Genomic DNA, 26,958 nt, shown 5'->3' on the forward strand with positions numbered 1-26,958 from the left:
ACCATGATTACACAAACAAGCGATTCGTTATATACACAGCTGATTAAAACGTACGGGGGCAATTTGCCATCGTCCGAACTCCACTCACTTGATGAAATCCGCAGACAGGCATTTGAGCGGTTTAAAGACACCGGGTTTCCGACGGTAAAGCAGGAAGACTGGAAATATACCAATATACAGCCGCTCGTCAGCCAACCTTATGCGCTGGACTGGGATGCGGAAGCGCCAACCGCCGGATTGGCTATTGATAAAGCCGCTATCCCCGCATTGGATGCCTACCGCATAGTGATGGTTGATGGCCGATATAGCCATGAATTATCTTCAGTGGGTGACGTTCCCGGATTAGCTGTCATGCCTATCGAGCAGGCTTTTGAACGCCTGTGTTTTGCCAAATATTTTTCGGAATATGCGGACAAGACGGATAACCCCTTTGTAGCGCTCAACACCGCGCTGTTTACAGCAGGGATATTCATCGAGGTTGGCAAAAACTGTCGGCTGCAAAAGCCCATCCATGTCATCCACGTCGCATCGGCTACCAAGCCGGTATTCGTACAAGTGCGCAACCTCTACGTGATCAGTGCGTTTGCAGAAGCGGAGATCATTGAATCATTCACGACAAACGAAGGCGCCGCGCATAGCCTCCATAATTTTGTAACGGAAGTCGTGGTGAAGGAAAATGCCAAACTACAGCATTACTACCTACAGGTTGCAGGTCCACAAAGCCACTACCTCAATCATACAGAAATCTATCAGGAGAAGTACAGCCTTTATAACCATTACAATTGTTCATTCCCCGGAGCCACGTTTATACGCAACAACATCAACGTACGATTGGGCGATAGCGAGGTGGAAAGTCATCTGTATGGTGTGACGCTTACAGCCGACAGTCAGTTTGTTGATAACCATACCGTGGTAGATCACCGGCATCCCCATTGTGAGAGCTACGAATGGTACAAAAACATCACGCAGGATACTTCTACCGCGGTATTCAACGGTAAGATCTTTGTACGGCCGGATGCGCAGAAGACCAATGCATTCCAGCAAAACAACAACATGCTCATCGGCGAAAAATCGGCCGTATACACCAAACCGCAGCTGGAGATTTTTGCAGACGATGTAAAATGCAGCCACGGCTGTACCATTGGCCAGTTTGACAATGAGGCGTTGTTCTACCTACAGGCAAGGGGCATTGGCGAAGACCAAGCGCGCGTACTACTGGTGCATGCATTTGCGTTTGACGTGACGAGCCGGTTTGCCAATACCACCGTGAGGCAATACGTCGAGCACTTGGTGGAGCAGGGGTTGAACCCTATCCCGCTAAATCGTTGAATAAGTCTTTTGCACTGGAATACCGCTTTAAGGTTGACTTGTCTTTTTCCAGTTCGGCAATGGCTTCTTGGGTTTCCCTGTTTGGGATCTTATAATTCATGGTCTTGGTCAAAATTGTTTCAATGTAGTTGCTAATGCTACGGTTTTCCTTTTGGTCATCGCCGTGAGGCCTTTTTGTGTGAGTGCCAAACTAATCCATATATTGCAATCCAGCACTAAGGTCATGGCTGTCTGCTTAATGGCGTACGGCGCGACTTTCTTGAACGATTTCATCCATTGTCGGCTTCCTGCTGGGTTTAATGGAATCGTTGATTTCCTTGGTCAAGGACATGGCACTGCTTTCTCGTTTCACAGCAACGCCCAGTTCTTTTAACAACCGCTTTACCAAAGCCGTTTTATTTTCCGGCACTTGAATCAAAAAAGTATCCATATTTACAAATATACATAAGGCGATTTATAAAAACAACAAGGTGTTCAACCCAGAATCAGTTAGGAAAATGAAGACCCCACATCGCCGTAAGGTTTTTTTGTGTGAGCGAAAGACGAGGTTCGAACTCGCCAGTCACCAAATTGGAAACATTTTCGGCATGAAACTGACTGTTGTCCCTGTTTTTAAATTTGCTTTTATCCACTTTTCCTGAAAGAGTAGCTTGGGCTCGGTGAGAGTTTCGGCGGGAGTTTTGGCTGGTATTTTACATGATATCAACGAGTTATATTTTTGAATAGTCCAAAGAAGCAAAACAGTGCTCCCGTAGAATAACAGATCATCGTAAGCAGCCTTAACCTTGATAAGGCTTTTGCAGACAGGTTCTTTTTCTTGTTCTGCCTGTTTAATATATATTGGCCCGTAAATGCGCCAGTAAAAAAATGAGAATCTTTATTCCGAACACAGGATTGCTTCCAAACAACCGTAGGATAAACAGAAACAATACCTCCATCGTTATTGACGACCTTTTTCCCAAGCGCCGGAATCCGGGTTCAACAAAATCATGCTAAGCTTACTTTCCCGGATTCCGAAGGCTTTGCTACTGTGACATACCTTTAGTGCGGCCGATGTGATGAGAACCTGAAGTATAATTTTGTTAATATTGCGTTAACAATAATACTAACCATATTCGATAATTTTGACATCGTTGTTTATAACCTTGTTTTGGAAAAGGTGTCTTATAAATCATATACCGATAGCGAATTGATGCGCCTCATGCTAGATGACGATCATAAGGCCTATATGGAAGTTTATGACCGTTATGCGGACGCATTGTATGCGTATGGGAGCAGGAAGCTCAGTGACTGTGACGAGGTTAAAGACCTATTGCAGGATGTTTTTGCGGCGCTCTGGCAAAACCGCTATTCATTGAACCCGGAGAAGACCCCATTGGCCGGATATGTGTACGCAACCCTACGGTACAGGATTATCAAACACATCGCACACCAAAAGGTAGAAGCCGTTTATTTCGAGTCCCTGGCTGCCTTCCATCCGGAGAACAGTACAGCTACGGATTATTTGGTACGTGAGAAAGAACTTGGACAGCTCATCGAAAACGAGATTGTGCACCTGCCTGAAAAGACGCAGAAGGTATTTCGAATGAGCCGAGAGTCTCATCTTTCGCACAGGGAGATCGCCGGCCAACTGGGCATCTCCGAGGCTACCGTCAAGAAGCATGTCAATAGTGCGTTGAAATCCTTGCGCTTGAAACTTGGAGCGTTGCTATCGTTGCTCTTCTTCCCTTTTTTCTGATTCACTGATTTTTTTTCAGTTTCTTCTACGCCCAAGGGCGGAGCTACGGTACTATACATGTGAAAAAGCGATATTCCCGGACACGCATGGAACACGAAGACATAAAAGACTTGCTGAAACGATACCTCGCAGGTGAATGCACGCCGGAGGAACGCATCCGCGTGGAGCAGTGGTATGAGCAGCTGGAGATCAATCCAGAAGGACTTTCTCGACCGCAGCTGGAAGATGCCGTTGCCGAGGTACGGAGCCGACTGGCTCTTAAACCCGCCCACAGGGTCATGTGGTATCGTTATGGGGCTGCCGTTGCGGCAGCAACCCTTGTTGCCACGATCACCTATTTCTATTTTGCCCAGCCTAGTCAGGTGGGTTCAGACACACCTGCCCTAGCCACTGCACAGCAGGATATCGCTCCGGGCGGAAATAGAGCCATCCTGAAACTGGCCGATGGTACCGAGATAACGCTTGATGACCGTCAAGATGGGAAAGTCGCCCAGGAAGGAGGACATTCCATCTATAAAAATACCGACGGCGAATTAGTATATCAACTTGCGGATCAGAGAAACACCGATGCCGGAATACCCAAATTCAATACTATGAGCACGCCCCGCGGCGGACAGTATCACCTAGTGCTGCCCGACGGCACAAAGGTTTGGCTGAATGCGGCTTCAACATTGACCTACGCCGTCAGCAAGTCGGCAAATGAGCGGCTGGTAACGCTGGAAGGAGAAGCCTATTTCGAAGTGACGAAAGATCCGCGCAGACCGTTCCGGGTAAAATCCAAAGGCCAGGTAGTGGAAGTGCTGGGCACCCACTTCAACATCAACAGCTATGCGGATGAACCGGATGTAAAAACCACGCTGGTAGAGGGACTGGTCAAAGTGATAGAATCTAACCACCAACGGATGGTGATGCTCCAGCCCGGCCAACAAGCAGCCCTGAGCGGCAGCAGCCGCCTGTCCGTAAGACCAGTAAACACAGCGGATGCCATAGCCTGGAAAAACGGCAAATTCAATTTCAACGATTCGGACATCGGATCTATCATGCGGCAGCTATCCAGGTGGTATGATGTGGAAGTCATTTTTGAAGGAAAAATGCCCAATATCACCCTATGGGGTGGGATGTATCGCAACACGAATGCCTCCAAGGCGCTGGAGATATTACTGTTTTACGATTTAGATTACCGCATTGAGACGGTCGACGGCGCCAAGCGCATCGTCATTCAATGATAAAACAGATGTTTAACCCTAAAATAACAACAATATGGAACACGTAACCTAATACAAAATCCAATGTGCTCAAAAAAAACGTCTCCTGACTGCCATCAGAAGACGTAAACGATCGAGCGAATGATTCAACTAACGATTGACACGCTAATAAACTACTAACTCAATATTGCAAAGATAATGAAATTACTATTTCATGCAACGGCCATGGCACCAAGATGGCCGCTCCCATCTGAATTCATTCAATGGAAATTCACTATGAGATTCAACATTATAGTCGGTTTACTGCTTTCGATATTTATCCAGGTAAGTGCATCTACCTATGCACAGAAAGTATCACTGGATGTAAAAGACATACCCTTGGGCCGGGTATTCAAGCTGGTTGAAGACCAAACCGGTTATGTGTTTGTGTACGATGATGTGAGCTTCAAAAAGCAAAAAGTCAGCCTCGCCGTACAGCAGGGCACTATCGAAGAGGTACTTGAAGCCAGCCTGCAAGGCCTTCCCGTGTCCTACAAAATCGTCGAGCGCAATATCCTTCTTAAACGAGACGAAAGCAAGCTCAAAATCCGGGTGGCGGCCATTCAACAACCTAACTTGATCACCGGCAGGGTAAGCGATTCGCTTGATAATCCGCTGCAAGGCGTAAGTGTTGCCGTAAAAGGCGCGCCGCGTGGGATATCCACCGATCAGGAAGGGCGGTTTCAGATATCGGCTTCCCAAGGCGAGGTACTGGTATTCAGCCTGATGGGCTACCAGCAGCGTGAGGTAACTGTCAGCGGGCAAGGCAGCATCAACGTGGTGCTTAAAGTCGCGGTTTCAGACCTGGACGAAGTGGTGGTGGTGGGCTACGGCACGCAGCGGAAGGAAAACCTGACCGGCGCGGTCACCCAGCTGAGCGGCGAAAGGCTTCAGAACCGCTTTGTCACCAATATCAGTCAAGCGCTCCAAGGGCAGGTAGCCAATTTAAATATCCACCAATCGGGTGGCGGCGCCCCCGGTGCGGCTCCAACCATCAATATCCGGGGTTATACGGGATTCGGAGGAACAGCGGCTCCGTTAGTTGTGATTGACGGCATTCAGGGAGGGAACCTGAACGATATCAACATGAATGATGTGGAAAGCGTTTCCGTTTTGAAAGACGCTGCTTCTGCCGCCATTTATGGCTCCAGTGCTCCGTACGGCGTGATCCTGATCACGACCAAAAAAGGGAAAGTAGGACAGAAGCCGACCATCACATACAACAACAATTTCGGGTTTGCCCATGCCATCAACCTTCCGGAAACGATGAGTTCGCTGGATTACGCTACGTTCTGGAATGAGGCCGCCGACAATTCTCAGGCTGCGCACTGGGTCAACGATGAACAATTACAGCGTATCAAAGACTATTTAGAGGGAAAAATAACCGACGAAACGATTGTAAATCCGGCCCCGGGTACAGACGCATGGCTTGCAGGAAATGCAAATCATGACTGGTATGATATTCTACTCAGGAATGCCTCTTTCAGTCACCAACACACCGTTGGCATGTCCGGCAACGCCAACAAAACCAGTTATTACGTGGGGCTGGGGTATGTTTCGCAAGGTGGCGTATGGAAAGGCCTCGATGACCATTTTAAAAGGTATAATGCCCGAGCTAACCTTTCGTCGGAACTCACCGATTGGCTCGATTTCAATTTCAGAGGCGCTTTTACACGGGGAAACACCTTCAACCGCTCTACAGCAAATGGAGGGACAAGTATCATGGAACGACTAACTTGGTTAAGACCATGGGATCCAGTAACTTATCCTAATGGAACGAAGCATGCACAGTTTACGATCATGTCGGATCAAGGAGGTAAAGTGCTGAATGAGGCAGACAATGCCGTATTGACCGGTGAGTTTGTTTTCCATCCCTTGCCAGGATGGGACATTACGGCCAATTATACCTATGATGGAAGATACATACAAGCATCCAACCATACACCTGTGATCAACATTTATAACAGTCCCAGTGGACCCACGGGTACCCCAGGCAACATTGGTGGTTCGCCAAATTCATTCTCCCGTTCCTTCAGCCGCAACCAGCATCACACGGTAAACGCCTTTTCTTCTTATGAAAAGCAGTTAGAAAACCACTATGTTAAAGTCATGGCCGGTTTTACGCAGGAGTTGACAGACGTCACATCGATGGACGGCAGCAATAACTACCTATTTTCAGACAACGTGCCCTCATTGTCATTGTCATACGGCCCTTCTCCCAGCATCGGCGATAACGCTTGGCAGTTGGCTATCCGTGCTTGGTTCGGTAGAATCAATTATAACTATAAAGAAAAATACCTGATAGAATTCAATGGTCGGTACGATGGCTCTTCCAAGTTTCTGAAGGATTCGCGTTACAACTTCTATCCGGGCATATCGGCGGCATGGTTGCCTTCCAAAGAAGCGTTCTGGTCCGGAATAGAACCGGTGGTCAATTCGTTTAAGATCCGCGCATCATACGGCTCCCTCGGAGACCAGTCGGTCGTAGGAACCTATCCGTTTTATCCGTCTTTGGGCGTGGTACGGTCCACGTCCAACAATTGGTTGTTCGGCGGTGCGCGGGAGTCGTCTGTCAATGCACCGGGATTGGTCAATCCGTTGCTGACTTGGGTGACCACGACCACGCTGGACTTCGGTACCGACCTGACTTTTTTGCGAAATCGCTTAAATGTCAGTTTTGACTGGTACCAGCGTTATATGGACGATTATATAGGACCTGCCGAATCAATGCCTGCGTTTCTGGGTACCGGCGTTCCCGGCACCAATTCTACCGCAGTGGAGACCAAGGGGTTCGAGCTCACTGTGGGTTGGCAAGATCACATCAACGACTTTCACTACGGCGTTAACGCCGTGTGGAGCGACTACCGTGGTTTCGTAAGGAAATATCCAAATCCGAGTAGGCTAAATAACACCTGGTATGTCGGTCAGGAAATGGGGGCTATCTGGGGGTATGAAACGGTGGGCCTGTTCCAATCGGAGGAAGAAATTGCCGCCGCCCCGTCGCAAAACCTATTGCATTCCAGGTGGACTCCAGGCGATGTACAGTATGCGGACCTGAATGGCGACAACGTGATTGATTGGGGTGAGAATACGATAGACAATCCCGGCGACCGAAAAGTCATTGGCAATACGACACCCCGCTATTCATTCGGCGTAAATATGAACGCCCAATACAAGGGCTTCGACCTGACCGTATTCTTACAGGGAGTAGGCAAGCGTGATGTGTTTCCGGGCAATCGCGCCACCCGTTTCTGGGGGATCGACGGCGTGGGGGGGCCGACACAAAGCACGGGATTGGTGCAACATCTTGACCGATGGAGCGCAGACAGTCCGGACGGGTACTATGCCAAGAACTATGCAACTGACGAAAATCTTAAAAACAGGCAGATGCAAACCCGGTATCTGCAGGATGCTTCTTATCTGCGTATAAAGAATCTCCAACTAGGCTATAGCATCCCGGTCAGTTGGAACAGGCAAATAGGCAGCCAGAAAGTTAGGTTTTTTGTCAACGCCGAAAATTTGGTCACCGTCACTAACCTCATCAAAACCCTGGACCCTGAGTTTTCGAACACCGCAGGCCTTGCCTATATGGGATCAGTGGATGGCAACCTGTACCCCCTGCAACGCACCTGGGCTTTCGGTTTGAATATAGCTTTCTAAAAAACATGTAAGCAGAAAAATAAAATGAAAAATATTAACTATTTGGTATGGATGATCCTGATTGTCGGATTGTCTTCATGCAGCGATGATTTTCTGGAACGTGCCCCGTTGGCTAACATCAGCGATCCGGACTTCTGGAAATCGGCAAACGATTTGAAACTTTATACAAATAACTTTTATAACCAGGACGGTTTATTGCCTCTCCGCAATGGGTATGGCTATGGGAGCCATCCTTATACAATCGATGCGGCGGATGGCACCGATGCTTTTATCGCTTTGGACTACAATCGCAGGATGAACGGCGAGAATACCCTGCCTGAATCGGGCGGGGGATGGTCAGCGGGCGACTGGGGTTTATTGCGTAATATCAACTATTTCCTGGATCATTACCGCCTATCGGACGAACCGTGGGATAATATCAAGCAGTACGCGGGAGAAGCGCTGTTCTTCAAGTCCATATTCTATTTCAACAAAGTGCGCACTTTCGGCGACGTCCCCTGGGCTTCGACCACCGTCCAGCTAGATTCCGAACTGCTTTTTGCCGCTCGGCTACCACGCGATCAGGTCGTTGATTCCATCATGCGTGATCTGGATCTGGCAGTGGAGTACCTGCCTGCCCGGGCCGGTGGAGGCTGGACGGGCCGCGTTACGAAAGAAACGGCTCTGGCGTTACAAGCCCGTATTGCTCTGTATGAAGGCACGTGGGAAAAATACCATGCATTGAAGAATACGCCGTTCAACGTAGCGGGTTCTGACGGCACAAAATTTATCCAAAAAGCGGCCGATGCTGCTGATGCATTGATCGCTTTGGCCGAAGCCAACGGCTTTCCGGCGCTTGACAATATAGGTATTGAGAACGGGTACTGGAAACTGTTCAATCAACGGGATTACAGCAACCATAAGGAAGTGATGCTCTGGCGTAAATATTCCGTGGCAGAAGGCCAATACCACCGGTGGCTTTATGTGACCCCCTGGGGAGGGTCGGTGGGACTGACCAAGAATATGATTGAGTCCTACCTCTGTACAGATGGAAAACCGATCGCTGTTTCTCCCTTATATCAAGGAGACCAAGATCTGCAAACAGTGACCACCAACCGTGACCCTAGACTGGATCAAACGATCTACGTAGACGACGGTGAACATTGGCAGTGGGAGGGACGGACCCTTTTTACCACTCCGACCTTTGAGGGAGACAACGCCTTGAAATGCGTGACGGGTTATCAGCTGTACAAGGGGCATGACTCAAGCCCTGCGGGTTATGAAGAACGGCGGGGGAGCGGTGCGGGTTTGTGTACTGCCGGACAGATCTATTTCCGCTATGGCGAGACGTTGCTGATCTACGCAGAAGCCAAGGCAGAGCTGGGTACGATCACCCAAAGCGATATCGACAAAACGGTAAATGCGCTCCGGCAAAGAGCTGGCATGATCGGATTGCTGAACATGGCTGATATTGCAACGGATCCCAATTGGGAGTTTTCCGGCATCTCCCCGCTATTGCAGGAAATACGCCGTGAGCGGAAAGTGGAACTGATCGGCGAAGGTTTCCGGCGTGACGACATCTTCCGCTGGGCTGCGGCCGATGAACTAATGGCCGGTAAAAGACCGCTTGGAGCCATCAAGAAGCAATGGGAAAATTATCCCGGTACTGCGGAAGGTTTCCAACAGGCAGTAGCTGATATCCCCGTCAATTCAGCGGGGTATATTGATCCTTATCAACCGTTCGGTATATTAAATGGCGGGTACCAGTTTAATTTGGGAAGGGATTATCTATCCCCCATTCCCGCAAACGAACGGGTACTGAATCCGAATTTAACGCAAAATCCAGGCTGGTAGTTGTTAGGACTGTATGCGAACCATCCAAAACATTAAACTGATACTTCTGTGTTTCATCCCGTTTGGCACCTCGGCACAGCTGGTTTATCACAATGCAGACGCGTTCCCGTTGTCCGGAAAACTATCTGACGCAACGGAAACGCGCTATGAGCGGCTTCCATCGGCATTGCATGCCACTGCCCGCCCACCCGTGTGGGACCTGGGAAAAAACACGGCCGGGCTATACATCCGCTTCCGCTCCAACAGTAGGGCCATCGGACTGAAGTGGCAATTGCGTCAAAACGGCCTGATGTCCCACATGGCGCTCACGGGTATCAAGGGCTTTGATCTGTATTGCCTGGAGAATGACGATTGGGTGTATGCCGGTACGGCGATACCCGATAACGCCACGGAAAACGAAGCAATGGTCATCGCCGATATGGACGGAAAGGACAAGGAACTGATGCTCTACTTCCCGCTTTACGACGGTGTGGCGGCGCTTGAGATCGGCGTTGATTCCGCTTCCTTCATTTCGCCTCCCGAGGTTCGCCTGCCACGCGCTGATGCACCGGTGGTGTGCTACGGCTCCAGCATCCTACAGGGCGGCTGCGCTTCCCGCCCCGGCATGGTGCATACCAGTATTTTGTCGCGCCGCCTGAACTGCGAGTTTATCAACCTCGGCTTCAGCGGCAACGCGTTGCTGGATTATGAGCTAGCGGAACTGATAGCCCGTAGCGATGCATCGGTCATCGTGCTTGATTTTGTGCCAAACTCAAACGCTGAGCGTATCTACGAAAGGATGGAAACATTCTATTCCTTGATACGCAGCAAACAGCCCAACACGCCCATTCTTTTCATTGAGGCACCGGATTTCCCGGGGGCAAGGTATAATCGCCACAGAGATGACGACATCGTGGCAAGGAATAAAGCGCTGCACGAAGTATTCGACCGCATCAAGACCAAGGGTGATGCTCTTGTGGAGCTGCTTTCGGCAGACACCGCCATTGGCCACGACAATGAAGCCACGGTAGACGGTACGCACTTTACCGATTTGGGGTTCATGCGTTACGCAGACTACCTGTATCCTTATCTCAAGAAACACCTAGCGGGTAAATAAATCATTAAAACACACTTAATATGAAAAAATTAATAATTCTACTTGTACTGACCGGAGCGTTGATTCCGGCTTTGGCGCATGATATGCCTCAAAAAAAACCCAGTAGCTACCGCATCATGTTAAATGCTGACGTCTCCGACTCGGAGAAATGGGCTGCCAAAGAGCTACAGCAATCATTCTACAAAATAAGCGGGGAATACGTGACCATTCAAACCGCTGATTCCAAGGAAAAGTATGATGGAAACAAGGTTGTGCTGGGTTATAACGATGCCGTCAAAGCAGCGACAGGCAATCCGGCTCCGGATGATGACGATGAATCTTTTCACTATTTCAACAAAGGCAAGGATATCTTTATCTATGGCGGGAAGCAGCGGGGCACCATGTATGGCGTGTTTTCGTTTCTGGAAAATGAATTTGGATGCAGGTGGTATTCGCCGCTTGTTACGGTGATTCCCCGCAAGGAGAAACTCGTTTTCGGAACATATGATTACAAAAGCTCCCCGGCAATACAGGTACGGAACGTCTTATATTTCGAGGCATTGGATCCCCTTTGGGCGGCAAGGAACAAAATGAACGGGAGGATGGATGCCTATCATAATGAGCATGTGCCCGGCGGCGTAGAAACATACTGGGGAGGGCACAATTTTTTTCTGCTGGTACCGCCGGAGGAATTCTATGATCAACACCCGGAATACTACAGCCTCATCGATGGCAAACGTGTTCATGACCGAGCGCAGTTGTGCCTGAGCAACAGAGACGTGCTGAAGATCGCTACGGAGCGTTTGAAAAAACAAATCAGGCAACAACCGAATCACATGATCTATGATGTTTCGCAGATGGATTGGGATAATCCCTGCCAATGCGACAAATGCCAGGCCATTGTTAAAAAAGAGGGCGCGGAGTCCGGCATTGTGATCTGGTTTGTAAATCAGGTGGCCGAGGCGATCGAAAAAGAATTTCCGGATAAGTATGTCGGTACATTTGCCTACCGGTATACCAAGAACCCGCCGCTACATATCAAACCCCGAAAAAACGTGGTTGTCCGCTTGTGTTCTGATAATGTATGCAGAGCACATGACCTACAGTCGTGCGAGCACAACAAGGCCTTCCTGGGATTTATAAGCAAATGGGCGGCGATTTCTCCACAGCTTTACATATGGGACTACGTGGTCAATTTCAGCCATTATGCCATGCCCTTCCCAAACATCGCTACGCTACAGCCCAATATCAAAACCTATCAGGAAAACAAGGCTATCGGCATCATGGAACAGGGCGATCACAACGGCCGGGGTGGCGAATTTGCCGAACTGAAAACCTATCTTCTCGCAAAATTGCTGTGGAATCCGGATATCGATACGGAAGAGGTGATAGAAGACTTCATGGATGGCTTCTATGGCCGGGCGGGAAAATATATCAAGCAATATTTTGACCTCACGCAGGCACTGGTGACCCCAGAAGTGCGCATGGGCATGTATTTTAATGCCGATCATCCGATGTATACCGATGAATTCATTAATACATCTTTACAGCTGTTTGACGATGCGGCTAAGGTGGCAGATGACGATGCTATCGTGGCAAGGGTGAAACTATGCTCGTTGCCAGTCTTATACCTGAAATGCATGCGTCACCCCGTGATGTCCCGCAACGACGGCACGTACGCCGAAGTACTGCGGATAATAGAAAAGGAAGGTGTGGTATTTTTGGCGGAACGGTATCAAACCGTCGAACAATTCACGAAATTTATGGAAGAAGCTGAATAACATTGAAACAAACAACAATAACATTGAAACAAACAACAATTTTAACCATGAAACATAAAATAACAATAGTTTACCTGATTTGTTTATTATTTTTAAGTCATTCCATTGCATTTGCCGGTCTGCCAAAAAAACCCAAACGATTGAAACTCGGAACTTCCATTGGCATCAACGACATCACGCCGGAGAAGATGAACTACGCAAAATCGGTCGGCATCGATTATATCGAAACGGCGATAGATGCCGTGGATGTGAAACAGTTGACTTTCACGTCAAGCAAGGAGGAGATCGTTCAGCTTCTGCAACAGGCAAAAAAGGCCGCCGATGATGCAGGCATCAACGTATGGTCTATACACATGCCTTGGAGCGACAAGCTTGACCTGTCTCGAACGGACGAGGCGGAAAGACGTAAAGTAGTTGAGTTTCATAAACAAGTATTGGAATATGTCAAAATACTTGAGCCGGAAATCATCCTGTTTCATCCGAGTTATCTTTTGCACGTCAATGAGCGAGAAGCCAGGGCACAGCAATTCATCAAATCTGCCACAGAACTCAATAACAGCGTGAAATCAATCGGTGCTACGATGGTTATTGAAAATATGCTTGGTGTCAACGATTATACTGCATCAGTGTTGATGGGTAGTGTCGAAGAGGCTGTTAAAATCATGAACCGCTTGCCGAAAGACATCTACCTCGCTGTAGACCTGAATCACATTAAAGACCCCGAAAAACTACTCCGGGCATTGGGCAAGAGAATAAAAACACTACATGTAGCGGATGGAAAGCTACACGAAGAGCATTACTTCCCCTGCTCTGGTCAGGGGCAGAACAATTGGGTGGAAATCTTTGCGGCCCTGGACGAAATAAACTATTCCGGTCCATTTATGTATGAAAGCAAATACCCAGACCTCAAAGATCTGCAGATATGCTACGATATTATGTACAGTAATTATGTAAATACTTTATCCGGTAAGAAATAATTCTTAGGCTCTTTGTGGTATTCCCCAACGTTTAAGGACTCGGACAGTCTGGGCCGTTTCAAGGAGCGGCTCACCGCTCACTACAGCACATGCCTGTAAAGAGTTCCTTTCGGGCGTATACACGTACACTGATCGATGTACCGGGAATCTATGAATGATTATAATCGGAATTTTTCCCGTTTCAGAGCTTGTTTATTGAAAAGGGCCGTCTCAAAAGTAAATGAAGTGAACCCCAAAAGTTAGACAAAAACTTTTGGGGTTCACGTCACTTTTGAGATAGCCTCTTTTGAGCGGTCCGGACGGGACTCGAACTCGTGACAGCCGGTAAAAAAACTGATTATTAGCTTAGTAAATAAATATTGAGGGTTGCTAACGGTAAAAATTAAGAGCGAAAGACGAGGTTCGAACTCGCGACCCTCAGCTTGGGAAGCTGATGCTCTACCAACTGAGCTACTTTCGCTGATGTTCACAAATGTAGCGCTATCTCTTTGAATTGTCAATGGTTTCATGTACTTTCACCTAGTATAATAACTCAGCGCATGAAAATCAATCTAACTCTTATTGCGGGAGCGCTTGTTTTCCTCGCCTGCGAAAAGAAGCAAATGGTCGCCGGTAACGGTATCCTGGAAGCCGGCATCTGGGTGGAAGCAACGCACCGCATGGATACGATCACATTTCAGTCATTCGAAAACGGCGACACGTGGCTGACATTGAACCGGGAGCGGGAAACCCGAAATGGTCAGCAGGTGCCCAGAACGGGCGCGGGTATTTATCAATACCGATTGAACGAAGGCGAAATCAGCCTGTATTATACGCTCTCCAGCTATTACGCATTTGAGGATTACCGATTCCATCATACGGGCACCAAATTTCAGATCGGTGACTTCTACGAAGGGACGGAAAACATGAAGACGTTCATTCAGGTGCGGCAGTAACGCGCTAACGCATGCTTATTGCATCCGCGCAATTCATCCCATCGATTGCTGCTGATACGATGCCCCCGGCATATCCGGCCCCTTCGCCGCAGGGATACAGTCCTTTGATCTGGGGGTGTTGTAAGGTATCCTTGTCCCTCGGTATGCGTACGGGCGATGATGTGCGCGACTCAACCCCGACCAAGATGGCCTCATTGGTGAAATAGCCTTTCATTTTCTTGCCAAACAGTGGGAGAGCGTTTTTAAGGGCATCGTGAACAAAGGGCGGCAGTACATCGCTGAGCATCGCGCTATGGGTGCCTGGCTGGTAGGAATTGACGGGTAAGGTATCGGATAGCTTACCTTGTACGAAATCGACCATCCGTTGTGCCGGAGCGACCAGTTTGCCGCCGCCCGCCACATGCGCTCGTTCTTCTACCTCATGCTGGAAATCCAACAATGCAAAGGGATAGCGGGTGGACTGCGGCACATCTTGCAGGTTGACCTGCACCACAGTGCCTGAATTGGCGTAGGGGTTGTTGCGTTTGGATGGCGACCAGCCGTTGACGACCACTTCGCCCTTATCGGTAGCACAGGGTGCGATGATGCCACCCGGACACATGCAGAAGGAGAATACCCCCCGGCCACCTACTTGTTCCACTAAACTGTAATAAGCGGGTGGAAGGTGCTCACTTCTCACCATGCAATGGTATTGTGCCTGATCGATGATTTCCTGCGGGTGCTCTATCCGGACACCGAGGGCGAACGGTTTAGGCTCGACGAGCCACCGCTTGCGGTGAAACAGCTCGAAGAGGTCGCGTGCGGAGTGCCCGGTGGCGAGTATGACGTGTTGAGCGGGGATATGCTCACCGGAGGCTAGCATGACGCCAGCCACCTGACCGAGATGCGCTTCGATGTCCACTACCCGGCTGTTGAAACGGATTTCTCCGCCATGCGCTAGGATGGTATTGCGCATGGCCTGTATGATACCCGGAAGTTTATTGGTGCCGATATGCGGACGGGCATCCACCAAGATGTCTTCGGTGGCGCCGTGGGCAACAAGCAGCTGCAGTACCCGCTGTACATCTCCCCGTTTATTGGACCGGGTATATAGCTTGCCGTCGGAATAGGTGCCTGCGCCTCCTTCGCCAAAGCAGTAATTGGAATCGGGATTGACAAGGCCCTCCTTGTTCAGGGCTGCCAAGTCCCGGCGGCGTTCCTGCACGGTTTTGCCGCGCTCGAGGACTATGGGGCGTATCCCCTTTTCCAGGCAGCGTAATGCGGCGAATAGGCCAGCGGGACCGGCGCCGATGATAATGACTGGCAGCGCATCGGCAACATTGGCATAGTTAACGTGTGTGGTCTCGAGAAGGGGCTGCTCGTCGATATATAGCGCTACGCGGATGCGGAAGACCACCTGTTTGCCACGGGCGTCGATGGAGCGCTTGCGTATTTTTAGGCCTTTAATCCGCGATGGGGCGATATTTAGCTCTATAGCGCCTTTCTGGAGGATATGCGCTTGGTCTTCGATTCGTTCCGGGAGAATGCTTAGTTCAATTTCCTGTTGCATGAAATGATGTCGGGTTTTTATCCCGAAGTGTAACAAAGGTATGAATTTTGCCATCAAAGTATTAAATTCGTGGATGAAATGAATTTAAACCCAATCAACATGAAAAGAAGATTATTCGTAGTCATGGTAGGCGTATTCGCCGCCCTTTCTTTTAGCTCATGCGGCTATAACTCCTTGGTCAACCAGGAAGAAAATGTCAAAGGTAAGTGGGCGCAAGTAGAAAATGCTTACCAACGGCGTGCAGACCTGATCCCTAACTTGGTCAATAGCGTAAAGGGGGCTGCTAAGTTTGAGCAGGAGACCCTTACGCAGGTGATCGAGGCGCGGGCTAAGGCCTCATCGGTAACCGTCGACCCCGAAAACCTGACCCCGGAGGCTATCCAGCAGTTTCAGCAATCGCAGGATGCGCTGTCTCAATCGCTGGGCCGATTGTTGGTCACCGTCGAGCGTTATCCCGAACTCAAGGCCAATCAGAATTTTCTGGAATTGCAGGCCCAACTAGAAGGAACGGAGAACCGTATTAGCACCGAGCGCCGGGCATTCAATGAAGCCACTCAGGAGTACAATTCGTCGGTGAGGCGTTTCCCGAATAACCTAACGGCAGGTTTATTCGGTTTCAAGCAAAAGGGCTATTTCACGGCAGAAGCTGGAGCTGACCAAGCCCCCGAAGTGCAGTTTTAAGGTGATATGAAACCATTCACCGAAGAACAGCAAGAAAAGATTGTGCTCGCCATCCAGTTGGCAGAGGCCCGTACAGCTGGGGAGATCCGCTTGGCAGTGGAACCCCATTGCCCCACGGAGCCCCTAGACCGTGCTGCGGTGTATTTCCGTCGGTTGCGCATGCATCAGACGGCCCTGCGCAATGGGGTATTGATCTACATGGCTACAGACGATCACCAGTTTGCCATTATAGGCGATAAAGGGATTGATGCGAAGGTGCCCACTCATTTTTGGGAAGAAACCAAGGAGCTTATGTTGCAACATTTCAAGCAGGGTGATCTCGTGCAGGGGCTTATCGAGGGAATTGCGCACGCGGGAGAACAGTTGCGGCATTTTTTTCCGCGGCAGGAGGATGATGTAAATGAGTTGCCTAATGATATAGCCTTTGGTAATGGTAAAGATTAAGCATGTTGTCGTCATCGTGTTCGTGTTATTGGGTGTCCGTGCTGTGCTGGCGCAGGATTTCCCCGCTACACCGAACACGTTGGTAAACGACTATACAAATACGTTGACGGCCGCCCAGGTGGAGCAGTTGGAGCGTAAACTGGTGGCGTTTGATGATAGCACATCTACCCAGATAGCCGTTGCGGTGATGCAGTCCACCGGGCAATATGACATTGCCGATTATGGTGTGCGCCTGGCCCAACAATGGGGTATCGGGGGCAAGGAGCATGATAATGGCATCTTGCTGTTGGTGGCTCTGGGTGACCGCGCGGTGACCATCCAAACGGGATACGGTGTTGAAGGGGCTGTGCCCGATGCCATAGCCTATCGGATCATTGAAAACGAAATCAAACCTGCTTTCCGTCAAGGCGATTATTTTACCGGAATCGACCGGGCTACAAGTGCCCTCATCGCGTATACCAAGGGCGAATATAAGGCACCTCCCAAGAAAGAACAGGGTGGTAGAGGAATCGGTACAGCCGTGTTGTTGTTTATTGTCATTATCGTCGTGATTGCGTTGTTCAGTCGTGGCGGCGGGGGTGGCGGCGGCAAAGTGCTGGGTGGCCGCGGAGCATCAGATGTATTCTGGTGGACACTCCTGAGCGGGATGGGTGGTGGAAGAGGCGGCGGTTTCGGTGGTGGTGGCGGTTTCGGTGGCGGATTTGGCGGTGGCGGCGGTGGTTTCGGAGGTTTCGGCGGCGGCGGTTTCGGTGGCGGCGGTGCAAGCGGACGATGGTAAAAATGTGTTTATCGAAACAGGGTTTCCGGCGAATATCGCTATATTGCCGCATTGAAATTGCACAATAGGTTGAAGATGACAAAATTAATGTTGATGGCAATGGCAGCATTGCCGATGATAGGGGTTGCGCAGGATGATTTTACGATCACCGGCAAGGTCGGCAGCTTGAATGCGCCAGCAAAAGCATACTTGAGCTACCGCACGGGCGCAGGCGCCGTATTGGACTCGGCTGAGGTATCTGACGGAACGTTCAAATTCCATGGCAGCGTGGCCGGTCCGTCGCAGGCCCTGGTGCTCCTCGCGCATGAAGGAGGCGATATTCGCGGGATGGAAGATCCGGACCGGGTTGAAGTCTATTTGGAAAAAGGCGTGATCGCCATCACCGCAGCAGATTCGTTGACAAAGGCCACAGTAAAGGGGGGCGACCTCAACCAGGACTTTGTCGCCTATCGGGGTCAGTTAGCGCCCGTACAGGCAAAAATGGGTGAACTGATGGGCCGCTATACCGCGGCATCCGATGAACAGAAGCAAGATTCTACGTTTGTGCAGGCGCTTCAGGCGGAGGCAATGGGCATACAAGAGGAGCAGAAAGCGATTGATTTTCAATACATCAAAGACCATCCGGCAAGTGTGGTGAGCCTTGATTTGCTCTATCCTTACGTAGGTTCCGCACCGGCAGCGGATGAAATCGAGTCCGCTTTCAACGCATTGTCGGAAGGGCTAAGGAATTCGGATAAAGGGAAAGCGATCAGCGTGCAGTTGGCGAGCCTTAAACGCGTAGGCATCGGCGCCTTAGCGCCGGAATTTACCCAACCAGATACGGCCGGTAATCCTGTGGCATTATCGTCATTAAGGGGTAAGTATGTATTGGTGGATTTTTGGGCCAGCTGGTGTGTACCTTGCCGGCATGAAAACCCGAATGTAGTGGCGGCATACCAGGCATTTAAAGACAAGAATTTTACCGTATTCGGGGTGTCGCTTGATCGCCCTGGGCAAAAAGATGCGTGGCTAAAGGCGATCCATGACGATGGCCTGCAGGATTGGGCGCATGTATCTGAGTTGAAATGGTGGGATTCTGCCGTGGTCGATCAGTACGCCATCCAGGGAATCCCCGCCAATTTCTTGCTGGATCCGGAGGGCAAAATTGTGGCGAAGAACCTCCGTGGTGAGGAGCTTCATGCCATATTGACTAAGTTGCTGAATTAAGTGGCGCGGTCTGCATAAACAAAAAAGCCTTCTGATACAGAAGGCTTTTTTTGTTGGTTTATGATGCCTTTACAGCGAGAGGATATCCACTATCCGGAGCAAATTTTCATTGATGGAACTGAGGTGTTTGATGGCCTTGCTAAACGGCGTGTAGGCAATCTCTCCATGTACCAGCCCGAGCATTTCGCCACGCCGACCGGCGACCAATGCGTCTACAGCAGCCACGCCAAGGCGGCTGGCCAACACACGGTCCATACAGGAGGGGCTTCCTCCGCGTTGGATGTGGCCTAGAATAGACACCCGCAAGTCGTAGTGCGGGAAACGCTCTTTGATGCGTTCGGCCACGGCAAAGGCGCCGCCTGCCTCGTCGCCTTCAGCCACGATGATCACCCGTGATGCCTTGTTTTTGCGCGTCCTATCCAACCGGTCCATCATCACCTCATAGTCTACTTTGATCTCGGGGATGAGTACGCATTCGGCTCCGACACTGATACCCGAGCGCAGCGCGATTAGCCCTGAATCACGGCCCATCACTTCTACCACGAAGACCCGATCATGGGATTCAGCCGTGTCGCGGATTTTGTCCACCGCCTCAATGACGGTATTGATGGCGGTGTCATATCCAATCGTAAAATCGGTGCCGGCCAGGTCATTGTCAATCGTACCCGGCAGGCCGACGACAGGAATATTGTGCTCTTCAATAAATTTAGCTGCTCCGGTGAACGTGCCGTCGCCGCCAACGGCCACCAGCCCGTCTATGCCATGTTTCCGAAGGTTTTCATATGCGCGCTGCCGTCCCTCTACCGTGCGGAATTCGTCACTCCGTGCGGTTTTGAGAATGGTGCCGCCACGCTGGATGATGTTGGCCACAGACTTGGCATCCATGGGGAGGATATCGCCCTGTACCATGCCGTCGTAACCGCGGACGATTCCAAATACATTCAGGTTGTAATACAATCCGGTGCGGACTACGGCACGTATGGCGGCGTTCATGCCCGGTGCATCTCCTCCTGATGTGAATACCGCGATGTTTTTGATGTTATTGTTCATTAATGATGTAATAGATTTTGTGCTACTAGTTAAGGCGTTTTGAATGGAATGCATCCATCCCGCTGTTCAGAAAATTGAGGTAATTTTGGATATCTTCATTGTAGGCCTGCGCGGGGACCAACTGGTTTCCTTCGCTGTCGATAATGACATAGTACGGCTGGGCATTCACGCCGAATCTTGATTGTTGAAGATCGGACCATTTTCGCCCGACGGTCGTGATGTTTTTTCCACTGAATGCCGAGACATATTGTTCGCTTTCATCCAATTTGGTACGGTCGTCGACATATAGAGAGGCCAGGATATAGTCCTCCTTCAAGCGTTTTAATACCTGCGGATCGGGCCAAACGGACTCTTCCATTTTACGGCAGTTGACGCAGCTCCATCCGGTGAAATCGAGGAGAACCGGTTTTCCTACCTGTTTGGAATATGCCAGTGCTTGGTCATAATCGTAAAACGCATCGATACCGTGTGGTGCGTGGAATACATCGCCGTATTTTTTGACGAGTCCTGTACTTGCCTGAGGTGCGGCAGTCGCCAAACCGGCTTGGTGCAGGTTAAAATCCTGGGTGGGCGATGGGGGCAACCAAGCACTCAGCGCTTTCAGCGGCGCCCCCCATAACCCCGGGACCATATAGACCGTGAAAGAAAGGATGGCGATGGCAAAAAATAAACGGGGAACGGAGATGAACGGAACGCTGCTATCGTGCGAGAATTTCAGTTTGCCCAACAAATACAGGCCGAACATTCCAAAGATGACAATCCAGATGGAAAGGAATACTTCCCTGTCGAGGATTCGCCAATGATAAGCCAGATCGACATTGGAGAGGAACTTAAATGCTAGGGCCAACTCCAGAAAACCCAGCGATACCTTCACGGTATTGAGCCATCCGCCCGATTTCGGCATTTCTTTCAGCAACGATGGAAAAAATGCAAACAGCATAAACGGTATGGCCAGCGCCACTGAAAAGCCTAGCATGCCCATTGCCGGCCCCATGAGCGAGCCTTTTGAAACGGCTTCTACGAGCAGGTAACCGATGATTGGCCCCGTACAAGAAAACGAGACCAAGGCGAGCGTGAAGGCCATAAAAAACAAGCCAAGGAGGCCGCCCCTATTGGACTTTTCGTCGATCTTGTTGACAAAGCGCGAGGGCAATGTAATCTCGAACGCACCCAAAAACGAAATGGCAAATACAATGATAATGATAAAAAACAACAGGTTGAACCAAGCGCTGCTTGCGGCTTCGTTGAGTGCGGATGCGCCGAAGATCAAGGTGACCAGCATGCCCAATGCTACGTAGATCACGATGATAAAAAGACCATACAACAGTGCGTTGATCACCCCTTTCGCTCTTGTCCCGCTCTGTTTCGTAAAAAACGAAACGGTTAAGGGGACCATGGGATAGATGCAGGGCATAAGGAAGGCAGCAAAGCCGCCAATAAGGCCGGCTATGAATATCCCCCAAAGTGTCTGTGGAGCATCGCCTCCTGCGGATGCGTTGTTGATAGCGGCAGTTGCCGTGGTATCTTGCCCAGCGGTCGTATCTTGCCCGTCTGTAAAGACCACGTCATCTGGCGTCGCAATATAGGCCGCCGTGTCGACGGTATCCTGTCCGTCGCTGAATTCGACACCCTCAACGTCGTACAAGGTGTCTTGCGCGAGGGCATGAGGTGTGGTAGCGCAAACCACGCCAGCGAACAGGAGTAGGACAAGAAGAACTCGCTTCATGAGGGGCATACGTAAAAAACGGAGTGCAAACATAGTGAAATAAAAAAAAGGCAGTACACTGCCTTCACCGATTTCTTTTTTTGGCCAGTGTTACTTGACCGCAACCGTAAACTCGACTTCATCAGGAGGGAGGCATTGGGTAGCATCACAGGCCATGAATTCCACGGCTCCCTTAACGGTTGTAGCGCCATTCTTTAATTTGACTTTTTGCTGAAAAACGACCTCTTTGTCAAAATAGGGGACATCCATATCAAAAACTTCTTCGTACTTGTTTTTCGCCTTTGGTTCAGCAGGCTTGCCGACCAAGGCAAAATCTGCGGACGGGCTAAAGGTAAACGAGGTTTTTATCGGTCCGCCTTCTGCCACGTTCTGCGAGTATATATGCCAGCCATTATCCATGGTCGCTTTCATGAAAATGACGGCCTCACTTGCACTGATTTTCTTGGCACCAAACTGCCATTTTACCGGCTGCAGGATCTGCGCAGAAGCGCCCGCTGCTGTGATCAATAAAATAGCGATTGCTAATGTGATTTTCTTCATGATCTGTGTTGTTGCATTGTCTACACGATGAGACTTATTTCTAATATGGAGGTTTAATCCTGTCAGTTTATGTTCGGTATTTGCGTGCAAAGGTAATCATTTTTGATCAGATGACAAAAGCGATCTCCTTGATGTCAAAATCGACCACGTGACTGTTGAAATCAATTTGCAGCCGTCCCGATTCGGTCACCCCGACGATGACGCCCATTACCCGCACGCCATCGATCAGAAAGTGATGCGGTTCACCGAGTCGGTAAAGGCGCGCGCTATAGGTGGTCAACTGCGTTTCAACATCGCCCGTTTTCAGTACCAGATACTCCTGCTCGATATGTTTGCAAAGATCGGTCAATAGGTGGGATAGATTGCAATCGTGATGTAAAATTTGCTTGATAGAAATAACCGATTCGCGGATGGGTTCGGGAAACGCCAATTGATTGACGTTGATGCCGATGCCTACGATAGCCGCCTTCCAGACGTGTCCCTTGAGGATGTTTTCAATCAGAATACCCCCGATTTTTTTATGGTTGACGTAAAGATCATTCGGCCATTTGATGTAAACATCCTCGGGTAATAGGGATTCGAGCCAGCGGACGATGCCGAGACTGATGGCTGCGGTGAGGTGGAATTGATGTTTCGGGCTCAGGAACGTGGGCGTCAGCAGGATGCTTATGGTGAGGTTTTGGCCGGGCTCGCTGTGCCAGGTAGCCCCCTTTTGCCCCCTGCCAGCGAATTGGTCAACTGCCATTATTACAGTACCTTCGGCAAGTGGCGTGGATTTTGACAGTTCTTTTTTAAGGTATTCGTTTGTGGAGGGTGTCCGCTGTACGGTAATAACATTTTGTCCTTCAAATAATCCCGAAAATGTGTTACTTTGCAATACGAATAAAATTAAAGGGTAATATTACCCCAAAACTATAATTATTTTTAATGATAAAAAACAAAAAATCAGCCATGTCAGCTCGCTTATCGGAGGTCGTTGTCCACGGTATGCAAGAGAAGAAAGGGAATGAGATCGTGCGGCTTGATTTGAGAAACATCCATAGTTCGGTGTCAGATTATTTCGTAATTTGCCACGCAGACTCCTCCACACAGGTCAATGCATTGGCGAAAAGCGTGGAAGAGGAAGTCTTCAAAGCATTGCACCAAGAGCCTTGGCGCAAGGAGGGGTTGGAGCATGGGGAGTGGGTATTGCTTGACTTCGTCGATGTGGTGGTACATATTTTCAAGACAGATAAACGTAAACATTATGGCATCGAAGACCTTTGGGGAGATGCCGAGCTGGAATATTATCAAAGTGCGTAATTCAAAAGAAACTAAACAAGAGAGAAGTAAAGGTATGCCTAACGGACCCGAGAGAATAAAGAGAGTGCCGAGCAAAAAAGTGACGCCGAAGCCGCCGAGGTTCAATATCATGTGGCTGTGGGTAGCGATGATTTTCGGTTTTTTTGCTTTGCAGTATGTATTTAGCGACGATAAAGCCAAACAGATTACCTATCAGGAATTTGAGGAAAACATGCTAAAAACAGGCGACGTAGAACGACTGATCGCCTATAAACGGAATGATTTATTTTTTGTAGAGGTATTCATCAAAAAAGACCGGCTTACGGATCCCAAATACCGGGATGTAAAGCCGAGCGCGAATAGTCTCACGCTGACGCCGTCGGCGGGACCGCAGTATTTCTTTACCGACGGCTCGTACGATGCATTGGAGCGTAAATTGGATACCGCACAGGCAGCGATCGATCCGAATGAACGGGTATCCCTGCGGCTGGAAGACCGGACCAATGCGTGGACGGGGTGGATCTTTTCCATCATGTTGCCGCTGGTGTTGATCCTCGTATTCTGGATTTTTATCATGCGGCGCATGGGCGGTGGCGGTGCAGGACCTGGCGGACAGATCTTTAACATTGGGAAGTCAAAAGCAACGCTTTTTGACAAAGAATCCCAGGTGGCCATTACCTTTAGTGATGTGGCGGGCCTTGAAGAAGCCAAGCAGGAAGTGATGGAGATCGTAGATTTCCTTAAAAATCCGAAAAAATATACCAACTTGGGTGGAAAGATACCCAAGGGCGCATTATTGGTCGGTTCACCCGGTACGGGCAAAACGTTGTTGGCCAAAGCGGTGGCGGGTGAGGCACAGGTGCCTTTCTTCTCCCTTTCGGGGTCGGACTTCGTCGAAATGTTTGTAGGTGTCGGCGCATCACGCGTGCGTGACTTGTTCCGTCAAGCCAAGGATAAGGCCCCGTGTATCATCTTCATTGACGAAATCGATGCAATCGGGCGCGCCAGGGGGAAAAACAGTGTGATGGGCGGAAACGACGAACGTGAGAATACGCTCAATCAGCTGCTCGTTGAAATGGATGGCTTCGGCACCGACTCGGGCATCATCATCATGGCGGCAACCAACCGGCCGGATGTCTTGGACTCGGCCCTGCTGCGTCCGGGACGGTTCGATAGGCAGATATCCATTGACAAACCTGATTTGGTGGGCCGTGAGCAGATCTTCAAAGTACACCTCAAGCCACTGAAGCTGTCGGCAGAGGTGGATGCCAAGAAATTGTCTGCACAAACTCCCGGTTTTGCGGGCGCTGAGATCGCTAACGTATGCAACGAAGCCGCATTGATCGCCGCGAGGCGCAACAAAGCATCCATCGATATGCAAGATTTTCAGGATGCCATTGACCGGGTCATCGGCGGCTTGGAGAAGAAAAATAAAATCATTTCTCCCGAAGAGAAGCGCATTGTTGCGTTCCATGAGGCCGGACATGCGATCGCGGGTTGGTTTCTGGAGCATGCCGACCCGTTGGTGAAGGTGTCGATTGTGCCACGGGGCGTGGCAGCATTGGGCTATGCCCAATATTTGCCAAAGGAGCAGTTCCTGTATACCACGGAGCAATTGACAGATGGGTTGTGCATGACCATGGGTGGCCGGGTGGCCGAAGACATCACCTTTGGTAAAATCTCTACAGGCGCCCAGAACGATTTAGAGCGCATCACGAAGCTGGCCTATGCCATGGTGGCCGTTTACGGGATGAATGCGCGGGTAGGCAACATTTCGTTCAACGACAGCCAGGAAAATCAGTTTCAACGCCCTTATTCTGAAAAAACAGCCGAACTGATCGATGAAGAAGTCCGCAAGCTGATCGGCGAAATCTACGAGACGACGAAGAAACTGCTGCTGGAAAAACAAGATGGACTCATTGCGCTGGCCGAGAAATTGCTCGAGAAGGAAATCCTTTTTCAGTCTGACTTGGAGCAAATATTGGGCAAGCGCCCATTTGATCATCGGACCACGTATGACGAATTCGTCAATGGCGAGCCTGATGAGGGCGATCAAAGCAAAGCTGCTAAAGGGTTGGTTCACGATGGTGTAGGGGACAATTCGGGAACGTTTGACCCTAATCCGGCGCAAGACGAAGCCCGATCATCGGCCGAAGGGTAAACAGCGGATCAAATCAGTCATAGGAACCTTGCAGAAAAATGTAAAGAGCACGACGGCTAAAGAGCGGATGCTGAAGAAAATCAGGCATGCGCTACTGCAAAAACGGGAGCATCCTTATCCCAGCTTCGAGGAGACGGCCCTTCACCCAGAGGAGACGGATCCGATGGACGTGCTGTTTGCTCAGCGTTTTACGGCTGTCGCCGGCAAATTCGTCTACTGCGAAGATGAAGTGAGCTTCATTGATAACCTCCTCACCTTGGCTGACAAGGAAACACTACGCAGGATGTATGCTTGGGAACCTACTGTTCAGCAACTGTTGGATAAGTATGGGTTCCCTTATTTTCGGTCCGAACAGGACTTTAGCGAAGCCGAAGCGGGAATCACAACCTGTGAAGCGCTTATTGCCCGATCGGGCAGTATATTGATCAGCAATGGGGATGCGGCTGGCCGCCGACTAAGTATCTATCCGCACAGGCATGTGGTCGTTGCCTACGCTTCGCAACTGGTTATGGATATCAAAGATGGTCTTCGCTTGATGCAGCAGCGATATGGAGAGGCGCTTCCCTCGTTGATCAGTGTCATCACCGGCCCAAGCCGCACAGCCGATATTGAGAAGACGCTCGTGTTAGGGGCGCATGGCCCTAAGGAAGTTTACGTGTTTTTATTGGAAGATAGATTGGGGTAAGGGGTGATTCAGGCGGTTGCTCCTCAGCTGAAATCGGTTCGCGTTGCTCCCAATTTCTAGGCTTCGTCTGCAAGCCGCCTGAATCACTGGGGTTGGTGGGGGTGGATGAGGCGGTTGCTCCTCCGCTGAAATCGGTTCGCGTTGCTCCCAATTTCTAGGCTTCGTCTGCAAGCCGCCTGAATCACTGGGGTTGGTGGGGGTGGATGAGGCGGTTGCTCCTCCGCTGAAATCGGTTCGCGTTGCTCCCAATTTCTAGGCTTCGTCTGCAAGCCGCCTGAATCACTG

At 50.0% G+C, this 26,958-nt stretch carries 22 protein-coding genes and 1 tRNA gene; 16 read left to right on the forward strand and 7 right to left on the reverse strand.

Annotated features, from left to right (window positions below; all coding sequences use genetic code 11):
* Positions 1-3: 3 nt before the first annotated feature.
* Positions 4-1,329 carry a Fe-S cluster assembly protein SufD gene (sufD, locus tag ACMGDE_RS05330; RefSeq protein WP_436831725.1) on the forward strand — a complete coding sequence of 442 codons (1,326 nt, stop codon included), beginning with the start codon at positions 4-6 and terminating at the stop codon, positions 1,327-1,329.
* Between the two features lie 235 nt (positions 1,330-1,564).
* On the opposite strand, the gene ACMGDE_RS05335 is transcribed toward sufD, so the two are convergent.
* Entirely contained in the window at positions 1,565-1,759 is a 195-nt protein-coding gene (locus tag ACMGDE_RS05335; RefSeq protein ID WP_436831726.1) for a hypothetical protein, read from the reverse strand.
* Between the two features lie 729 nt (positions 1,760-2,488).
* Here ACMGDE_RS05335 and ACMGDE_RS05340 point away from each other — a divergent pair.
* From ACMGDE_RS05340 to ACMGDE_RS05370, 7 genes are all read left to right on the forward strand, one after another.
* The gene (locus ACMGDE_RS05340; protein ID WP_436831727.1) at positions 2,489-3,067 is read left to right on the forward strand and encodes an RNA polymerase sigma factor; all 579 of its coding nucleotides are present in this window, start codon (positions 2,489-2,491) and stop codon (positions 3,065-3,067) included.
* Positions 3,068-3,153: 86 nt separating this feature from the next.
* A complete protein-coding gene (locus ACMGDE_RS05345) occupies positions 3,154-4,293 on the forward strand; it encodes a FecR domain-containing protein (RefSeq protein WP_436831728.1) in 1,140 nt (379 codons plus the stop codon).
* A 255-nt stretch (positions 4,294-4,548) separates the two neighbouring features.
* Complete coding sequence (locus tag ACMGDE_RS05350; protein ID WP_436831729.1) at positions 4,549-7,971, forward strand: TonB-dependent receptor; 3,423 nt, start codon at positions 4,549-4,551, stop codon at positions 7,969-7,971.
* A 24-nt stretch (positions 7,972-7,995) separates the two neighbouring features.
* Positions 7,996-9,804, forward strand: coding sequence for a RagB/SusD family nutrient uptake outer membrane protein (locus tag ACMGDE_RS05355; RefSeq protein ID WP_436831730.1), 1,809 nt, complete (start codon positions 7,996-7,998; stop codon positions 9,802-9,804).
* A 13-nt stretch (positions 9,805-9,817) separates the two neighbouring features.
* Positions 9,818-10,900 carry an SGNH/GDSL hydrolase family protein gene (locus ACMGDE_RS05360; RefSeq protein ID WP_436831731.1) on the forward strand — a complete coding sequence of 361 codons (1,083 nt, stop codon included), beginning with the start codon at positions 9,818-9,820 and terminating at the stop codon, positions 10,898-10,900.
* A 20-nt stretch (positions 10,901-10,920) separates the two neighbouring features.
* Positions 10,921-12,660, forward strand: coding sequence for a glycoside hydrolase family 20 protein (locus tag ACMGDE_RS05365; protein WP_436831732.1), 1,740 nt, complete (start codon positions 10,921-10,923; stop codon positions 12,658-12,660).
* Between the two features lie 47 nt (positions 12,661-12,707).
* A complete protein-coding gene (locus ACMGDE_RS05370) occupies positions 12,708-13,637 on the forward strand; it encodes a sugar phosphate isomerase/epimerase family protein (protein WP_436831733.1) in 930 nt (309 codons plus the stop codon).
* 387 nt (positions 13,638-14,024) lie between these two features.
* On the opposite strand, the gene ACMGDE_RS05375 is transcribed toward ACMGDE_RS05370, so the two are convergent.
* Positions 14,025-14,097, reverse strand: a tRNA-Gly gene (locus ACMGDE_RS05375).
* Between the two features lie 79 nt (positions 14,098-14,176).
* Here ACMGDE_RS05375 and ACMGDE_RS05380 point away from each other — a divergent pair.
* Positions 14,177-14,572, forward strand: coding sequence for a hypothetical protein (locus tag ACMGDE_RS05380; RefSeq protein WP_436831734.1), 396 nt, complete (start codon positions 14,177-14,179; stop codon positions 14,570-14,572).
* A 4-nt stretch (positions 14,573-14,576) separates the two neighbouring features.
* On the opposite strand, the gene ACMGDE_RS05385 is transcribed toward ACMGDE_RS05380, so the two are convergent.
* Positions 14,577-16,121: an NAD(P)/FAD-dependent oxidoreductase gene (locus ACMGDE_RS05385; RefSeq protein ID WP_436831735.1), complete on the reverse strand. Its 1,545-nt coding sequence runs from the start codon at positions 16,119-16,121 to the stop codon at positions 14,577-14,579.
* A 99-nt stretch (positions 16,122-16,220) separates the two neighbouring features.
* On the opposite strand from ACMGDE_RS05385, the gene ACMGDE_RS05390 reads away from it, so the two are divergent.
* From ACMGDE_RS05390 to ACMGDE_RS05405, 4 genes are all read left to right on the forward strand, one after another.
* Entirely contained in the window at positions 16,221-16,802 is a 582-nt protein-coding gene (locus ACMGDE_RS05390) for a LemA family protein (protein WP_436831736.1), read from the forward strand.
* Positions 16,803-16,808: 6 nt separating this feature from the next.
* Positions 16,809-17,246, forward strand: a complete 438-nt coding sequence (locus tag ACMGDE_RS05395) for a TPM domain-containing protein (RefSeq protein ID WP_436831737.1) — start codon at positions 16,809-16,811, stop codon at positions 17,244-17,246.
* On the forward strand, positions 17,233-18,024 hold the full coding sequence (locus ACMGDE_RS05400) for a TPM domain-containing protein (RefSeq protein WP_436831738.1): 792 nt from the start codon (positions 17,233-17,235) through the stop codon (positions 18,022-18,024). The genes ACMGDE_RS05395 and ACMGDE_RS05400 overlap by 14 nt, the downstream gene beginning before the upstream one ends.
* A gap of 75 nt (positions 18,025-18,099) precedes the next feature.
* On the forward strand, positions 18,100-19,230 hold the full coding sequence (locus ACMGDE_RS05405) for a redoxin domain-containing protein (protein WP_436831739.1): 1,131 nt from the start codon (positions 18,100-18,102) through the stop codon (positions 19,228-19,230).
* A 69-nt stretch (positions 19,231-19,299) separates the two neighbouring features.
* Here ACMGDE_RS05405 and pfkA read toward each other — a convergent pair whose 3' ends face one another.
* The 4 genes from pfkA to ACMGDE_RS05425 all read right to left on the reverse strand — a co-directional run bounded on the left by pfkA (position 19,300) and on the right by ACMGDE_RS05425 (position 23,423).
* Complete coding sequence (gene pfkA / locus ACMGDE_RS05410; protein WP_436831740.1) at positions 19,300-20,280, reverse strand: 6-phosphofructokinase; 981 nt, start codon at positions 20,278-20,280, stop codon at positions 19,300-19,302.
* A gap of 25 nt (positions 20,281-20,305) precedes the next feature.
* Positions 20,306-22,015, reverse strand: coding sequence for a protein-disulfide reductase DsbD family protein (locus tag ACMGDE_RS05415; RefSeq protein WP_436831741.1), 1,710 nt, complete (start codon positions 22,013-22,015; stop codon positions 20,306-20,308).
* Positions 22,016-22,096: 81 nt separating this feature from the next.
* Entirely contained in the window at positions 22,097-22,546 is a 450-nt protein-coding gene (locus ACMGDE_RS05420) for a protein-disulfide reductase DsbD domain-containing protein (protein ID WP_436831742.1), read from the reverse strand.
* A gap of 106 nt (positions 22,547-22,652) precedes the next feature.
* Positions 22,653-23,423, reverse strand: coding sequence for a biotin--[acetyl-CoA-carboxylase] ligase (locus ACMGDE_RS05425; RefSeq protein ID WP_436831743.1), 771 nt, complete (start codon positions 23,421-23,423; stop codon positions 22,653-22,655).
* Positions 23,424-23,473: 50 nt separating this feature from the next.
* Here ACMGDE_RS05425 and rsfS point away from each other — a divergent pair, with 50 nt between their 5' ends.
* The 3 genes from rsfS to ACMGDE_RS05440 are packed head-to-tail and all read left to right on the forward strand — an operon-like array spanning position 23,474 to position 26,673.
* Positions 23,474-23,848, forward strand: coding sequence for a ribosome silencing factor (gene rsfS / locus ACMGDE_RS05430; protein ID WP_436831744.1), 375 nt, complete (start codon positions 23,474-23,476; stop codon positions 23,846-23,848).
* Between the two features lie 34 nt (positions 23,849-23,882).
* Positions 23,883-25,988 carry an ATP-dependent zinc metalloprotease FtsH gene (gene ftsH / locus ACMGDE_RS05435; RefSeq protein WP_436831745.1) on the forward strand — a complete coding sequence of 702 codons (2,106 nt, stop codon included), beginning with the start codon at positions 23,883-23,885 and terminating at the stop codon, positions 25,986-25,988.
* Positions 25,989-26,016: 28 nt separating this feature from the next.
* A complete protein-coding gene (locus ACMGDE_RS05440; RefSeq protein ID WP_436831746.1) occupies positions 26,017-26,673 on the forward strand; it encodes a LutC/YkgG family protein in 657 nt (218 codons plus the stop codon).
* The last annotated feature ends 285 nt before the right edge of the window (positions 26,674-26,958 follow it).

Origin of the sequence: Parapedobacter brassicae (assembly GCF_051400755.1) — a bacterium.
Classification (GTDB): domain Bacteria; phylum Bacteroidota; class Bacteroidia; order Sphingobacteriales; family Sphingobacteriaceae; genus Parapedobacter.

Excerpts from the sequence above, each read along its gene's own strand:
- ACMGDE_RS05335 (WP_436831726.1), bottom strand. The coding sequence starts at position 1,759 with ATGGATACTTTTTTGATTCAAGTGCCGGAAAATAAAACGGCTTTGGTA.
- ACMGDE_RS05385 (WP_436831735.1), bottom strand. The coding sequence starts at position 16,121 with ATGCAACAGGAAATTGAACTAAGCATTCTCCCGGAACGAATCGAAGAC.
- ACMGDE_RS05415 (WP_436831741.1), bottom strand. The coding sequence starts at position 22,015 with ATGCCCCTCATGAAGCGAGTTCTTCTTGTCCTACTCCTGTTCGCTGGC.
- rsfS (WP_436831744.1), top strand. The coding sequence starts at position 23,474 with ATGATAAAAAACAAAAAATCAGCCATGTCAGCTCGCTTATCGGAGGTC.
- ACMGDE_RS05360 (WP_436831731.1), top strand. The coding sequence starts at position 9,818 with ATGCGAACCATCCAAAACATTAAACTGATACTTCTGTGTTTCATCCCG.
- ACMGDE_RS05405 (WP_436831739.1), top strand. The coding sequence starts at position 18,100 with ATGACAAAATTAATGTTGATGGCAATGGCAGCATTGCCGATGATAGGG.
- ACMGDE_RS05350 (WP_436831729.1), top strand. The coding sequence starts at position 4,549 with ATGAGATTCAACATTATAGTCGGTTTACTGCTTTCGATATTTATCCAG.
- ACMGDE_RS05395 (WP_436831737.1), top strand. The coding sequence starts at position 16,809 with ATGAAACCATTCACCGAAGAACAGCAAGAAAAGATTGTGCTCGCCATC.
- sufD (WP_436831725.1), top strand. The coding sequence starts at position 4 with ATGATTACACAAACAAGCGATTCGTTATATACACAGCTGATTAAAACG.
- ACMGDE_RS05380 (WP_436831734.1), top strand. The coding sequence starts at position 14,177 with ATGAAAATCAATCTAACTCTTATTGCGGGAGCGCTTGTTTTCCTCGCC.
- ftsH (WP_436831745.1), top strand. The coding sequence starts at position 23,883 with ATGCCTAACGGACCCGAGAGAATAAAGAGAGTGCCGAGCAAAAAAGTG.
- ACMGDE_RS05400 (WP_436831738.1), top strand. The coding sequence starts at position 17,233 with ATGGTAAAGATTAAGCATGTTGTCGTCATCGTGTTCGTGTTATTGGGT.
- ACMGDE_RS05355 (WP_436831730.1), top strand. The coding sequence starts at position 7,996 with ATGAAAAATATTAACTATTTGGTATGGATGATCCTGATTGTCGGATTG.
- ACMGDE_RS05420 (WP_436831742.1), bottom strand. The coding sequence starts at position 22,546 with ATGAAGAAAATCACATTAGCAATCGCTATTTTATTGATCACAGCAGCG.
- ACMGDE_RS05365 (WP_436831732.1), top strand. The coding sequence starts at position 10,921 with ATGAAAAAATTAATAATTCTACTTGTACTGACCGGAGCGTTGATTCCG.
- pfkA (WP_436831740.1), bottom strand. The coding sequence starts at position 20,280 with ATGAACAATAACATCAAAAACATCGCGGTATTCACATCAGGAGGAGAT.
- ACMGDE_RS05370 (WP_436831733.1), top strand. The coding sequence starts at position 12,708 with ATGAAACATAAAATAACAATAGTTTACCTGATTTGTTTATTATTTTTA.
- ACMGDE_RS05390 (WP_436831736.1), top strand. The coding sequence starts at position 16,221 with ATGAAAAGAAGATTATTCGTAGTCATGGTAGGCGTATTCGCCGCCCTT.
- ACMGDE_RS05345 (WP_436831728.1), top strand. The coding sequence starts at position 3,154 with ATGGAACACGAAGACATAAAAGACTTGCTGAAACGATACCTCGCAGGT.